Annotated in this window: 15 protein-coding genes; all 15 read right to left on the minus strand. The window is 63.0% G+C overall.

Going from position 1 to position 13056, the window contains the following annotated elements; translation table 11 throughout:
* Positions 1-4: 4 nt before the first annotated feature.
* Positions 5-274, minus strand: coding sequence for a flagellar biosynthesis protein FliQ (gene fliQ / locus GH769_RS16560; RefSeq protein ID WP_003192936.1), 270 nt, complete (start codon positions 272-274; stop codon positions 5-7).
* Positions 275-278: 4 nt separating this feature from the next.
* The gene (gene fliP / locus GH769_RS16565) at positions 279-1022 is read right to left on the minus strand and encodes a flagellar type III secretion system pore protein FliP (RefSeq protein WP_003192937.1); all 744 of its coding nucleotides are present in this window, start codon (positions 1020-1022) and stop codon (positions 279-281) included.
* Positions 1022-1456 carry a flagellar biosynthetic protein FliO gene (gene fliO / locus GH769_RS16570; RefSeq protein ID WP_032902456.1) on the minus strand — a complete coding sequence of 145 codons (435 nt, stop codon included), beginning with the start codon at positions 1454-1456 and terminating at the stop codon, positions 1022-1024. Before fliO ends, fliP begins: the two co-directional genes overlap by 1 nt.
* Before the next feature lies 1 nt (position 1457).
* On the minus strand, positions 1458-1925 hold the full coding sequence (gene fliN / locus GH769_RS16575) for a flagellar motor switch protein FliN (protein ID WP_003192941.1): 468 nt from the start codon (positions 1923-1925) through the stop codon (positions 1458-1460).
* A gap of 43 nt (positions 1926-1968) precedes the next feature.
* Positions 1969-2937 carry a flagellar motor switch protein FliM gene (gene fliM / locus GH769_RS16580; protein ID WP_014719344.1) on the minus strand — a complete coding sequence of 323 codons (969 nt, stop codon included), beginning with the start codon at positions 2935-2937 and terminating at the stop codon, positions 1969-1971.
* A 9-nt stretch (positions 2938-2946) separates the two neighbouring features.
* Positions 2947-3447, minus strand: coding sequence for a flagellar basal body-associated protein FliL (fliL, locus tag GH769_RS16585; protein WP_032902457.1), 501 nt, complete (start codon positions 3445-3447; stop codon positions 2947-2949).
* Between the two features lie 262 nt (positions 3448-3709).
* Complete coding sequence (locus GH769_RS16590) at positions 3710-5014, minus strand: flagellar hook-length control protein FliK (RefSeq protein ID WP_032902459.1); 1305 nt, start codon at positions 5012-5014, stop codon at positions 3710-3712.
* An 84-nt stretch (positions 5015-5098) separates the two neighbouring features.
* Positions 5099-5446 carry an Hpt domain-containing protein gene (locus GH769_RS16595; RefSeq protein WP_014719347.1) on the minus strand — a complete coding sequence of 116 codons (348 nt, stop codon included), beginning with the start codon at positions 5444-5446 and terminating at the stop codon, positions 5099-5101.
* 30 nt (positions 5447-5476) lie between these two features.
* Positions 5477-7195: a fused response regulator/phosphatase gene (locus GH769_RS16600; protein WP_014719348.1), complete on the minus strand. Its 1719-nt coding sequence runs from the start codon at positions 7193-7195 to the stop codon at positions 5477-5479.
* Positions 7192-7497 (minus strand): STAS domain-containing protein, encoded by a 306-nt coding sequence (locus GH769_RS16605; protein WP_014719349.1) that lies wholly within the window; start codon positions 7495-7497, stop codon positions 7192-7194. The genes GH769_RS16600 and GH769_RS16605 overlap by 4 nt, the downstream gene beginning before the upstream one ends.
* Positions 7498-7680: 183 nt before the next feature.
* Complete coding sequence (fliJ, locus tag GH769_RS16610; protein WP_003192954.1) at positions 7681-8130, minus strand: flagellar export protein FliJ; 450 nt, start codon at positions 8128-8130, stop codon at positions 7681-7683.
* 3 nt (positions 8131-8133) lie between these two features.
* Positions 8134-9492, minus strand: a complete 1359-nt coding sequence (gene fliI / locus GH769_RS16615) for a flagellar protein export ATPase FliI (RefSeq protein ID WP_003192955.1) — start codon at positions 9490-9492, stop codon at positions 8134-8136.
* The gene (fliH, locus tag GH769_RS16620) at positions 9482-10246 is read right to left on the minus strand and encodes a flagellar assembly protein FliH (protein WP_020302693.1); all 765 of its coding nucleotides are present in this window, start codon (positions 10244-10246) and stop codon (positions 9482-9484) included. The genes fliI and fliH overlap by 11 nt, the downstream gene beginning before the upstream one ends.
* Before the next feature lie 10 nt (positions 10247-10256).
* On the minus strand, positions 10257-11273 hold the full coding sequence (gene fliG / locus GH769_RS16625) for a flagellar motor switch protein FliG (RefSeq protein ID WP_003192957.1): 1017 nt from the start codon (positions 11271-11273) through the stop codon (positions 10257-10259).
* Positions 11266-13041, minus strand: a complete 1776-nt coding sequence (gene fliF, locus GH769_RS16630) for a flagellar basal-body MS-ring/collar protein FliF (RefSeq protein ID WP_014719351.1) — start codon at positions 13039-13041, stop codon at positions 11266-11268. The genes fliG and fliF overlap by 8 nt, the downstream gene beginning before the upstream one ends.
* Positions 13042-13056 lie beyond the last annotated feature (15 nt).

The following is a 13056-nucleotide window of genomic DNA, read 5'->3' on the forward strand; positions in this document are numbered from 1 at the left end:
CGGCTCAGCCGATCAACTGCGGAATACTGCCGTACAACTGCAGGATGTATTCCATGAAGGTTTGCACCAGCCACGGGCCGGCGACGATCAGGGTCACCAGCATCACCAGCAGGCGCGGCAGAAAGCTCAGGGTTTGTTCGTTGATCTGGGTGGCCGCCTGGAACATCGCCACCAGCAGGCCCACCAACAGACTGGGCACCACCAGCACGGCGACCATCAGGGTGGTCAGCCACAGCGCTTCACGGAACAGGTCAACGGCGACTTCTGGCGTCATAGCGCTATACCCCTCCGAAACTGCCGGCCAGGGTGCCGATAATCAGCGCCCAGCCGTCCACCAGCACAAACAGCATGATCTTGAACGGCAGCGAGATGATCAACGGTGACAGCATCATCATACCCATGGCCATCAACACGCTCGCCACCACCAAGTCGATGATCAGGAACGGGATGAAGATCATGAAGCCAATCTGGAACGCGGTCTTCAGTTCGGAGGTGACGAACGCCGGCACCAGAATAGTCAGCGGCGCCTGGTCCGGGGTAGCGATGTCGGTGCGCTTGGACAGGCGCATGAACAGCTCAAGGTCGCTGGAGCGGGTTTGCGACAGCATGAAGTCCTTGATCGGGCCCTGAGCCTTGTCGATGGCATCCTGGGCTGTGAGCTTTTCCGCCAGATAAGGTTGCAGGGCTTGCTGGTTCACCTTGTCGAACACCGGCGCCATGATGAACAGCGTCAAAAACAGCGCCATGCCGGTGAGGATCTGGTTCGATGGCGTCTGCTGCAGGCCCAGGGCCTGGCGCAGGATCGAGAAGACGATGATGATCCGCGTAAAGCTGGTCATCAGCATGACGAACGCCGGGATAAAACTCAGCGCCGTCATGATCAGCAGGATCTGCAGGCTGACCGAATATTCCTGCGCGCCCGCCGCGTTGGTGCCCAGGGTGATCGCCGGGATCGACAACGGGTCGGCGCCCAGGGCCATCGGTGCGGCCAGCAACAGCATGAGCGTCAACAAAACGCGCATTACTTCTTATCCTTCTGATCCTTGCCCAGCAACTCCATCAGGCGCTGGGCGAATTCTGGCGTGGCGGCTTCGGTCTTGACCGCGTCCACCGGGGTCTTGAGTACATGCAGCGGGGTGATGCGGCCGGGGGTGATGCCGAGCAGGATCTGCTCCTCGCCCACCTGCACCAGCACCAGCCGATCACGCGGGCCGAGGGCGCGCGAGCCCACCAGCTCGATCACTTGGCCGTTGCCCGGGCCGATGCGCTGCACGCGGCGCATCAACCAGGCCAGCACGAAGATCAGGCCAATCACCAGCAACAGGCCCAGCACCAGTTGCGTCAACTGCCCACTGACACTGCCGACCGCTGGCGCCGCAGCCACCTGCGCCACCGGTTCCGCCGCCAGGGCGCTCAATGGCAGCGCCAGCAACAGTCCCGCCATCAAGTACTTCATCTCAGCGCAACTTCTTGATGCGTTCGCTCGGGCTGATCACGTCGGTCAGGCGGATGCCGAACTTCTCGTTGACCACCACCACCTCGCCATGGGCAATCAGGGTGCCGTTGACCAGCACGTCCAACGGCTCGCCGGCCAGGCGGTCCAGCTCGATCACCGAGCCCTGGTTGAGCTGCAACAGGTTGCGGATGTTGATTTCGGTGCTGCCCACTTCCATGGAAATCGACACCGGGATGTCGAGGATCACATCCAGGTTCGGGCCATCGAGGCTCACCGGGTCGTTGTTCTTCGGCACGCTGCCGAATTCTTCCATGGCCAGGCGGTTGCCGGCCGGCGCGGTGGCGGCGTCGGCGGCCAGCAGCGCGTCGATGTCGTCCTGGCCAACATCGCCGGTTTCTTCCAGGGCCGCAGCCCACTCGTCAGCCAGGGCCTGGTCTTCGGCGGAAGTGTTTTCGTGTTCGGTAGCCATTACATGTCCTCGGCGCAGCAAACAATCATGAATTGGGGTTGAATCAGCGGCGGTTGATCGGCTCAACCACTTGCAGCGCCAGGTTGCCCTTGTGGGAACCGAGCTTGACCTTGAATGACGGCACGCCGTTGGCGCGCATGATCAACTCTTCCGGCAAGTCGACGGGGATGATGTCCCCAGGCGCCATGTGCAAAATATCGCGCAGGCGCAACTGACGGCGGGCCACGGTGGCGCTCAGCGGCACGTCGACGTCCAGCAGGTCTTCGCGCAGGGCCTTGACCCAGCGTTCGTCCTGGTCGTCGAGGTCGGACTGGAAGCCGGCGTCGAGCATTTCGCGCACCGGCTCGATCATCGAGTACGGCATGGTCACGTGCAGGTCGCCGCCACCGCCATCGAGTTCGATGTGGAAGGTCGACACCACAATGGCCTCGCTCGGCCCGACGATGTTGGCCATGGCCGGGTTCACTTCCGAGTTGATGTACTCGAAGTTGACTTCCATGATCGCCTGCCAGGCTTCCTTCAAGTCGATGAAGGCCTGCTCCAGCACCATGCGTACCACGCGCAGTTCGGTGGGGGTGAATTCACGCCCTTCGATCTTGGCGTGACGGCCGTCGCCGCCGAAGAAGTTGTCCACCAGCTTGAACACCAGCTTGGCGTCGAGGATGAACAGCGCAGTGCCGCGCAACGGCTTGATCTTGACCAGGTTGAGGCTGGTGGGCACGTACAGCGAGTGTACGTATTCACCGAACTTCATCACCTGCACACCGCCCACGGCCACGTCCGCCGAGCGGCGCAGCATGTTGAACATGCTGATGCGGGTGTAGCGGGCAAAGCGTTCGTTGATCATCTCCAGGGTCGGCATGCGTCCCCGCACGATGCGATCCTGGCTGGTCAGGTCATAACTTTTGACGCTGCCGGGTTCGGCAGCCATTTCGGTCTGTACCAGACCATCGTCCACGCCATGCAACAGCGCATCGATTTCATCCTGGGACAGCAGGTCTTGCACGGCCATGTCGTGATCCTACTGCAATACGAAGTTAGTGAAGAGCGCCTGCTCGACCACAACTTTGCCGAGTTCTTTCTGGGCCACTTCCTGCACGCTGGCAGTGACCTTCTGGCGCAGCATTTCCTGGCCGACTGGCGTGGCAAGGCTGTCGAAGCTCTGCCCGGAGAACAGCATCACCAGGTTGTTGCGGATCACCGGCATATGCACCTTGAGGGCATCCAGGTCCGCCTGGTTGCGCGCCAGCAAGGTGATGCTCACCTGCAGGTAGCGTTGACGACCATTCTGGTTGTAGTTGGCGACAAAGGCCGGAAGCATCTGCTCGAAGATTGCCGGTTGCTTGACGTTCGTGGCAGTTTCGGCGGTGGGCGCCGGTTTGCTCGCACTGCTGTGCATGATGTACCAGGTGCCGCCCACCGACGCACCGATGGCCAGAAGCAGGCCCAGCACAATCATCAGGATCAGCTTGAGCTTGCCTTTGCCTGCGGGGGGAGTTGCTGCGTCGTCGCTCTTCGCCATGCCAATAATCCGTCACTATTCGGGGATTCGTAGATCTATGGCAAGGCAAGAGCAAGTGTTATGCCAGAGTTGGCTGGCAGGCGCAGGAAGATGATCGTTCCCACGCTCTGCGTGGGAATGCATCCTGTGACGCTACGCGTCACCGTGCGCAACGGTCGAAAACATCGCCGACTTCGGGACGCGGAGCGTCCGGGGTGGCATTCCCACGCAGAGCGTGGGAACGATCAGCCAGCTCCCACACTGACCGGGTTTGAGCAGGAAGTCAGGCGTAGTAGTCGACGGCGCTGGAGCCGATCACGCTCTGGCTCACGGGCGCTGCCACTTCGGCCACGTCCACAGGGCCACCGGCGTCGCCGCTGTCAGCACGCCTGCCGCTGCCACTGACGCCCCGCGCCTGGCCCTGCTGTTGCTGCTGCTCCTGGCCCCGCGACTGGTCGGAGACATTCACATCCACCTGCCCCATGCCCTGCTGGGCAAACATCTCGCGCAAACGGCCAGACTGGCTTTCCAGCGCTTCACGCACCACCGCATGGCCGCTCATGAAGTTGACTTGGGCTTGCTGGTCCGCCGTCATATTGACCTTGATATCCAGGCGCCCCAGTTCAGCGGGCTGCAACTGGATCTCGGCCGACTTGAGGTTGGCGCTGGACAGGTACATCACGCGGTTGACCACCTCTTCGGTCCAGCCGCTCTGATGCATGGCAAGCGGCGCGTTGGCAACCGGCGGCAAGGCGTTGGCGGTTTTGGGCGTGGCGGCCTGGGTCAGCGCGGCGAGGCGGTTGGCGAAGTCGTCCACGCGGGTGTCGCTGCTGGCGTTCTTGAGGTCCTTGAGGCCATCATCGATCAGCGCGCCGAAGGCCTTGTCGCCCCCCTGGTCGGTGCTGTCCTTGGTGGCTTGCTGGTCGACCATGCTGGCCAGGCCGGCGGCAAAGCTCTGCGCGGCGGTCGGCTGGTCCTGGGGGGTGGGCGCGGCTTTCTGCGGCGCCTGGCTGCTGGCCGAGACGTGACCGCCCTGCTCCATCGCCAGGCGCACGGCCGGCATCGAATCCAGCGGGTCGGCCTCAGGGTCGAAGGCCGGCTGCTTGGGCTCCTCGGTCACAGCAATGAGCGGCTGGGCCTGGTCATCTTCGGCAGTAACGGCAGGCGCTTGTACGGACACAGGGGCTGCCACGGGCGTCACGGCGGCGACCAGCGCCGGGTCGGCCACCGGTTGCTGCGCCAGGGACGGGTCGGCAGGTGGCTCGCCTTCACTGTCAGCGTGGTCGTCGCTCTTGGCCGGCTTGGCAGGCAAGGGATTGCCGCTATCGGCAACCGCTGGCGCGCTGGCGGCAGGTTTATCGTCGCCGGCGGCCGGTTTGGCGCTGGGATCAGAAGCCTTGTCGCGCACGGGTTTGGCTGGCGCGTCGTCGCTCTTGGCCTGCGGCTTGGCAGCTTGCTTGGCAAACACTTGAGCGAAGCCAGCGCCCTTGTCCCGCGGGGCCGCAGGCGCTACCGCAGGCGTGGCGGCCGGCGCTTGAGGCTTGGCCGCAGTGGCAGCCTGAAGAAGCGAATTGGGGACGACTGGCATAAGTTAGGGTCTCCACTGCATGGGGTCGGGGATGCAGTCTATGGAGGTAGAGCAAGAGTCGGGCCAAGTCAGGCCGATAAAATATCAAACCCCAGAAAACCGCTCCCGCTCATGCTCATAAAGCGGCCGAACCAGCGCAAACTCACGATCAATCTGATCCACCAACGCCCCCAAGTCGGAAGCAGACTTGAAGGACTCGGTCTCCAACCGCTCACACAACGTTGCCAAGCGCAGCGCCCCCAAGTTGCCACTGCTGCCCTTGAAGCTGTGTGCGATGCGCCCCAACGTCTTGGCGTCGTCCCGCGCCTTGCGCAGCGCTTGCACGCGCTCTTCAGAGTCATGCAGAAAGGTGTCCAGCAGCGTGGGGTATTCGCTTTCCATGACTTCCTGCAAACCCGACAACACCTCGGGGTCCATATGAATCTCAGCCACTTGCTCGCTCCTTGATCAAGAATCGGCGGATTATGCCAGAGCCGCCCAACAAAACTCCACGCAGACAGTGCGCCCGCCATCGGACCAGCCTACAGCGCTGCTCAGTTGACGCACCAGGCTCAGGCCCCGACCAGACAGACGGTCGATGTCCACGGGGCGCGCCAGCTCTTGCTCCACATCAAAACCCTGCCCGCTGTCTTCGAGGCGTAAGGTCAGTTTGCCGCCCTTGTCGGTGGGTACCACCTGCACATGCACGCGCACGTAACCGCTGTCCAACTGCGCCAGGCGCTCATGGCGCTGGCGATAATACTGCGCAAACCCCTGGGCATCGCGCTTGAGCCGTGAGTCCAGGCCCAGCACGCCATGCTCCAGCGCGTTGGAATACAACTCGGCCATCACACTGTAAAGCGCCCCGCTCTGCGCACGCAGGCCATGGATCTCCAACAGCAGTTGCAGCAGGTACGGCAACGGGTTGTAGGTCCTGAGCGTCTGGGCGCGGAATTCGAAACTCACCGACCAATCCAGCGGGCACGACCGGCCGCTGTCGGCATACATCGGTTCGGCCGCTCGCAAGGGTTGGCCCGCCTGCAACGTGATCTCGACCATGCTGACGTCATCGCGCGCCTGGCCACGAAAGGCCGCCAGGGCCTGCTCGATGTCCTCGAACAGGCGGTCGGGCTCGCGGTTGGCGGCGAACACCTGCTGCAAGCGCTCGGCGCCGAACAGTTGATCGTTGGCGTCAGCGGTGTCGAGCACGCCGTCGGAAAGCAAAAACACCCGGTCGCCCAACGCCATGGGCCAGACCTCGGTGCTGTCATCGAACGCCTCTGCCGACAACACCCCCAGGGGCAGGTGCCGCGACATCAATGGCGTGCGCCTGCCCGTGGCGACTTCATGCACATAGCCTTCGGGCATGCCGCCGTTCCACACCTCCACCGCCCGCCGCTGGGCGCTCAGGCACAGCAAGGTGGCGCAGCAGAACATGTCCACCGGCAGGATGCGCTTGAGCTTGGCGTTCATTTCCCGCAGGGTCTGCGTGAGGCCGTAGCCCTTGGCGGTCATGCCGTAGAACACTTCGGCCAGGGGCATGGCGCCGATGGCGGCCGGCAAGCCATGGCCGGTGAAATCACCCAGCAACACATGCATGTCACCCGATGGCGTGTAAGCCGCCAGCAACAAGTCGCCATTGAACAACGCATAAGGCGATTGCAGATAGCGGATATTCGGCGCGGCGTTGATGCAACCGGAATGGGCGACCTTGTCGAACACCGCCTTGGCCGCCCGCTGCTCATGCATCAGGTGTTCGTGGTGCCTGGCGATCAGGTCACGCTGTTGCAAAACCGTGGCCTGCAGGCGGCGCAGGCGGTCCATGGCGTTGATCTTCGCTGCCAGGATCAAGGGGTTATAGGGCTTGGGCAGAAAGTCATCGCCGCCCGCGTCCAGGCACTGGGCCAGGGCTTCGCTTTCGCGCAGCGACGTGAGGAAGATGATCGGCACCAGCGCCTCCCCCGCCAGTTGCTTGATCTGCCGTGCGGCTTCGAAGCCGTCCATCACCGGCATCAGCGCGTCCATCAACACCAGTTGCGGGCGCTCACGGGCAAACACCTCAATCGCTTCGGCGCCGTTGCTGACAGTCAGCACCTGGTGGCCCTGACGGCGGATGATGCTCGCCAGCAACAGGCGGTCGGCGGCGCTGTCTTCGGCGATCAGGATGGTCAGCGCCTCCAGGACAGGGGCCAGGGCGCTCAATTGATATCGAACAGTTTGTCGAAGTTGGAGATGGCGAGGATCTTGCGCACGTCGGAGTTGCTGTTCGTCACGCGAACTTCGGCGTCATCACCTCCAGCATGATCCCGTAGCAACAGCAGCATGCCAAGGGCTGAACTGTCCATGTAGGTGGCATCCTTGAGGTCGACGATATAGGTCTCGGGCACCTTGTAGAAACGCTCGTAGGCTTCCCGAAACGCCTGGTGGCTGCCGAAATCGAACCGACCCTTGATTGCGATCGTCAACTTCTTCCCGTCCAGGGATACTTCTGACTCGACTGTCATGTGACTGCTTCCTTGTCGTTGCACTAGACACAAGGTGTAGCAGCTGAACCGCATCTGAGCAACACAGTGAATCAACTGTGGGAGCTGGCTTGCCTGCGGTGGCGGCGTGTCAGCCACTGAATCTTTAACTGAACCACCGCGTTCGCAGGCAAGCCGGCTCCCATACTGGATTTGTGGTGCCGGTTAGAACTGTTCTGGGCGGGGAAGGCGTTGGGACAATTCATCGAGCAGCTTTTGCTCGCGCTTGTCTTCGATGGCTCGCGCTTCGTCGATGTAGCGCTGCACCAGTTTGCGCAGCCCCTCGACCCGGGCAAACGCCTGTTGCCAGGCCTCGCGCGCTTTATCGAGGTTGGCCTCGTGCCAGGCCAGGCTCTGGCGTTGCTGACCAACGGCGGTTTCAAGCTGATTGAGAAAGCCCTGGTACCCCATCAGCCACTGGCCGGATACACCCTGGCTACCGCGCTCGATCCACTGTTGCTGGTACTCGCCCCGAAAGCGCTCCAGGTCGCCCAGCTTGCTTTGGGCCAGGCGCACCTGGCCCTGGAAGTAGCCCAGGCGCTGCACGGCGGCTTTCTCGGCCTTTTCGGCCATGTCCACCACCGGAGCCAGGCGGGCGGCGCGGCTGTTGGCCATGGCTTAGCCGCCCGGCGCCGGGGCGAAGATGGACTGCAAGTGCGACTGGCTCTCGCCCATGGTGATCTTGTCGTTGAGACCCTGGCGCAGGTAGGTCACCAGTTGCGGCTGCAAGGCGATGGCCAGGTCGGTGTCGCGGTCACCACCGGCCACATAGGCGCCGACGCTGATCAGGTCGCGACTTTGCTGGTAACGCGACCACAACTGTTTGAACTGCTGGGCACGGGCCATATGCTCCGGCGTGACCACCGCCGGCATCACCCGGCTGATGGACGCTTCGATGTCGATGGCCGGATAGTGCCCTTCTTCGGCCAGGCGGCGCGACAGCACGATGTGGCCGTCGAGCACACCTCGCGCCGAGTCGGCAATCGGGTCCTGTTGGTCGTCGCCTTCGGACAACACGGTGTAGAACGCGGTGATCGAGCCACCGCCGGCTTCGGCATTACCGGCACGCTCCACCAGCTTGGGCAGCTTGGCGAACACCGATGGCGGGTAACCCTTGGTCGCGGGCGGTTCACCGATGGCCAGGGCGATTTCGCGCTGGGCCTGGGCGAAACGCGTGAGCGAGTCCATCAGCAACAGGACGTTCTTGCCCTTGTCGCGAAAATATTCGGCGATGCGCGTGCAGTACATCGCCGCACGCAGGCGCATCAGCGGTGCATCGTCTGCCGGAGAAGCGACGACAACGGAACGCTTGAGCCCTTCTTCACCGAGGCTGTGCTCGATGAACTCCTTCACTTCGCGGCCCCGCTCGCCGATCAGCCCCACCACGATGATGTCGGCCTCGGTAAAGCGCGTCATCATGCCCAGCAACACCGACTTACCCACGCCAGTACCGGCGAACAGGCCCAGGCGCTGGCCGCGACCGACCGTCAATAAACCGTTGATGCTGCGAATACCCACGTCCAGTGGCACGCTGATGGGGTTGCGCTTGAGCGGATTGATGGTGGGGCCGTCCATCGGCACCCAGTCTTCGGCCTTCATGCCGCCCTTGCCGTCCAGCGCACGGCCGGCCCCGTCGAGTACGCGGCCCAGCATGCTCATGCCCATGGGCAGGCGGCCAGTGTCGGCCAGCGGCACCACGCGGGCGCCGGGGGCAATGCCGGCGAGGCTGCCGACCGGCATCAGAAAAATCTTGCTGCCCGAAAAGCCCATCACCTCGGCTTCGACCTGCACCGGGTGGTAGCTGTCGTCGTTGATCACCAGGCAGCGGCTGCCCATGGCGGCGCGCAGGCCCTCGGCTTCGAGGGTCAGGCCGACCATGCGCAACAGGCGCCCTTCGAGGATCGGCTGGCCGGGCAACTCGGTGGCCTCGGCGTAGCTGCCCAGGCGCTTGGCGAAGCTGGTGCGATCAAGGCGCATCGGTGGCGTCCAGGTCAACGCTCAGGTCCGGCTCGGCGGGGTGCAGGGCTTGTTCATGCAGTTGATCGAACAACTTGGCCATGATCTGGCTGATGCGGGTCTCCACCGTTGCATCGATGCGGCTGTGCTCGGTTTCGACACGGCAACCACCGGGCTGCAACGAAGCGTCTTCGACGATGCGCCAGGTTTCTTCATGGCGCTCGCGCAGGGCTTTGACCTGTTCGAAATCCTGGGGGTTGATGTACAGCCGCACATTGCCGACGCCCAGGGGCAGCAGCTTGAGGGCTTCGCGCATCACGCCTTCGATCTGGCTGGAATCGAGCACCAGTTCGCGCTGGATCACCTGGCGCGCGATGTGCTGCACCAGGCCAACCATGGATTTTTCCAGCTGCGAGTCCTGTTCGGCGATAGGGTCGAACAGGTTGCCCATCAGGCGCTCCAGGCTAGCCAACTTGGTGGCCAGCGCCGCTTCGGCCTCCTGGCGAACCTTGAGGGTGGTGCTGCGAAAACCGTCTTTTTCCCCCGCCGCGAAGCCTTCGTTGTAGGCCTCCTGACGAATGGTTTCCAGCTCTTCGAGGGTCAGTGGCTGGACTTCATCCAGTGGCACTTCTTCCATTTCTGCCGGAGGTTCTTCAACCGGTTCAGGCTCAGGCTCCGGCACATGGGGGTCGAAACTGGGCAGCGACCAGATGTCGAAACCACCGACATCCCGCGCGCGAATCAGATCGCTGGGCGCCTCATCTTTATTCGACATGCAAGGCGCCTTAGATCATTTCTTCGCCGCCCTTCCCGCCGAGAACGATTTCTCCGGCTTCGGCCATACGGCGGGCAATGGTGAGGATTTCCTTCTGGGCGGTTTCCACGTCGCTGACGCGCACCGGGCCCTTGGCTTCCAGGTCGTCGCGCAACAGCTCCGAGGCGCGCTTGGACATGTTCTTGAAGATCTTTTCTTTGACGTTTTCGTCCGAGCCCTTGAGCGCCAGCACCAGCACGTCCGAGGAAACTTCGCGCAGCAGCGCCTGGATGCCACGGTCGTCGACATCGGCCAGGTTGTTGAACACGAACATCAGGTCTTCGATCTGGCCGGACAGGGTGTCGTCGATCTCGCGGATCGAGTCCATCAACTGGCCTTCGACCGAGCTGTCGAGGAAGTTCATGATGTCGGCTGCGCGCTTGATGCCACCCAGGGTGGTGCGCGAGGCGTTGGAATTGCCGGAGAACTGCTTCTCCAGAATGGTGTTGAGTTCTTTGAGCGCCGCCGGCTGCACGGTGTTCAACGATGACACACGCAGGATGATGTCCAGGCGCACTTTATGGTCGAAGTGGCCGAGCACTTCACCGGCCTGGTCCGGGTCCAGATAGGCCACCACGATCGCCTGGATCTGCGGGTGCTCATAGCGGATCACGTCGGCCACTGCCCGCGGTTCCATCCACTTGAGGCTGTCGAGGCCGCTGGTGTTGCCACCCAGCAGGATGCGGTCGATCAGGCCGTTGGCCTTGTCTTCGCCCAGGGCCGAGGTGAGCATCTTGCGAATGTAGCTGTCGGAGCCGACGCCCAGGCTGGTCTGGTCGCCGACGATCTCGACGAACTCGCTCATCACCTGCTCGACTTGCTCGCGGTGCACATTGCGCATCTGCGCCATGGCCACGCCGACACGCTGGACCTCTTTGGGGCCCATGTGGCGCAGCACTTGGGCAGCGTCGGTTTCACCCAGGGACAGCAGCAACACAGCGGCTTTGTCGACCCGGGACAGCTTGGCCACAGCGGCTCGATCATTCATCAGCGTTAATCCACTCTTTCACGACCTGAGCCACACGGCCCGGGTCTTCTGCCACCAGACTCTTGATTGCGTTCAACTGAGCGTCATAGCCTTCGCTCGGGCTTGGCAACAGGATGCTTTGCGGGCCGCCAAGGCTGACGCGGTCGTTGGCCAGTTCGCCGTCCAGGCCGCCCATGCCACCCAACTCGACGTCGCCACCGGCCAGTGCCAGTTGCTTCTTGCCGCCACCGGTGATGTTGTTGAGCACCGGGCGCAGTACACCAAACACCAGCACCAGGATGAACAACACGCCCAGCACTTGCTTGACGATGTCCCAGAACCACGGCTGGGTGTAGAACGCAGGGTCAGCGATCACTTCACCGCGCTCGGCGGAGAACGGCATGTTGATCACGCTGACGCTGTCGCCACGGCTGGCGTCGAAGCCAACGGCGTCCTGCACCAGGCGGGTGAAACGGGCCAGTTCGTCAGCCGTCCAGGGTGCACGGGTCACCGCGCCGTCCGCAGGGTTGACCTTGACCTGGTCATCGACCACCACCGACACCGACAGACGATTGATCTTGCCCTGTTGCTGCTTGGTGTGGCTGATGGAACGGTCCAGTTCGAAGTTCTTGGTGGACTGGTTACGCTTGTCCGCAGGGTACGGCGCAAGCATCGGCTGGCCGGTGGCCGGGTCCATGATCTGCTGGCCGTTGGCGTCCAGCAATGGCTGGCCAGGCTGGATCGCGCCCGCCGTGGCGGCAGCGCCACCGGTGGTCTGCGGTGCCGAGGCCGGCGCGGGTGGCTGGTTGCTCAGGGCGCCCGGCACACCTTGGGGGCCATTGCTGGCGGTGCGTTGTTCGCTGGTGGACTGCTCGCTGCGCAACGCTGGCTGGTCCGGGTTGAACTGCTCGGAGGTGGACTCGACAGCGCTGAAATCCACATCGGCGGAGACTTCAGCCTTGTAGCGGTCGTTACCCAGTACCGGTTGCAGGATGTTGTGCACGCGCTGGGTGAGCATGCTTTCCATGCGGCGACTGTAGTCGAACTGCTTGCCGGCCTGGGTCAGCGCGGAGTTTTCGGCCATGTCGGACAGCAGGTTGCCCTTCTGGTCCACCACGGTGATTTGCGACTTGCTCAATTCGGGAACGCTGGTTGCCACCAGGTTGACGATCGCCAGTACCTGGCCAGGCTCCAGGGAGCGGCCAGCAAACAGCTCGACCAAGACCGAGGCGCTGGGCTTGCGTTCGTCACGCACGAACACCGAGCTTTTCGGAATCGCCAGGTGCACACGGGCGGCCTTGACGTTATTGAGGCTGGAAATGGTGCGCGCCAGTTCGCCTTCCAGACCACGACGATAACGGGTGGCTTCCATGAACTGGCTGGTGCCCAGACCCTGGTCCTTGTCGAGGATTTCAAAACCGATATTGCTGTCGGACGGCGCCACGCCAGCGGCGGCCAATTTCATGCGTGCGCGGGCTACGTCGTCAGCCTTGACCAGCAAGGCACCTGAGTTGGGCTCCACGGTGTAGGCGATGTCGGCGGCGGCGAGGGTTTCCATGATCTGCTTGGAATCCATGCCCGACAGGCTGCCGTACAGGGGGCGGTAATCGGGTTGCTGCGACCACAGCACCACGGCAAAACCAATCGCCACGCTGGCTGCCAGGCCCACCATCAGGCCCACCTGACGCAGCATGGTCATTTCCGAGAGGTTTTCCAGGAACGACAGGCCAAACAACGGCGGTTTGCCGTCGGCCTTGGCGGGGAGGTTGTCGGAGACTGCTTCAGCCATGACTTAAATCTCGTC

The organism is Pseudomonas sp. CFSAN084952 (assembly GCF_009648855.1).
In the GTDB taxonomy this organism is placed as follows: Bacteria; Pseudomonadota; Gammaproteobacteria; order Pseudomonadales; family Pseudomonadaceae; genus Aquipseudomonas; species Aquipseudomonas paracarnis.

Coding starts and splice junctions, on each gene's coding strand:
- fliN (WP_003192941.1), bottom strand. CDS start 1,925: ATGGCTACCGAACACGAAAACACTTCCGCCGAAGACCAGGCCCTGGCT.
- fliL (WP_032902457.1), bottom strand. CDS start 3,447: ATGGCGAAGAGCGACGACGCAGCAACTCCCCCCGCAGGCAAAGGCAAG.
- fliF (WP_014719351.1), bottom strand. CDS start 13,041: ATGGCTGAAGCAGTCTCCGACAACCTCCCCGCCAAGGCCGACGGCAAA.
- GH769_RS16590 (WP_032902459.1), bottom strand. CDS start 5,014: ATGCCAGTCGTCCCCAATTCGCTTCTTCAGGCTGCCACTGCGGCCAAG.
- fliI (WP_003192955.1), bottom strand. CDS start 9,492: ATGCGCCTTGATCGCACCAGCTTCGCCAAGCGCCTGGGCAGCTACGCC.
- GH769_RS16605 (WP_014719349.1), bottom strand. CDS start 7,497: ATGACAGTCGAGTCAGAAGTATCCCTGGACGGGAAGAAGTTGACGATC.
- fliP (WP_003192937.1), bottom strand. CDS start 1,022: ATGCGCGTTTTGTTGACGCTCATGCTGTTGCTGGCCGCACCGATGGCC.
- fliO (WP_032902456.1), bottom strand. CDS start 1,456: ATGAAGTACTTGATGGCGGGACTGTTGCTGGCGCTGCCATTGAGCGCC.
- fliJ (WP_003192954.1), bottom strand. CDS start 8,130: ATGGCCAACAGCCGCGCCGCCCGCCTGGCTCCGGTGGTGGACATGGCC.
- fliH (WP_020302693.1), bottom strand. CDS start 10,246: ATGTCGAATAAAGATGAGGCGCCCAGCGATCTGATTCGCGCGCGGGAT.
- fliG (WP_003192957.1), bottom strand. CDS start 11,273: ATGAATGATCGAGCCGCTGTGGCCAAGCTGTCCCGGGTCGACAAAGCC.
- fliQ (WP_003192936.1), bottom strand. CDS start 274: ATGACGCCAGAAGTCGCCGTTGACCTGTTCCGTGAAGCGCTGTGGCTG.
- fliM (WP_014719344.1), bottom strand. CDS start 2,937: ATGGCCGTGCAAGACCTGCTGTCCCAGGATGAAATCGATGCGCTGTTG.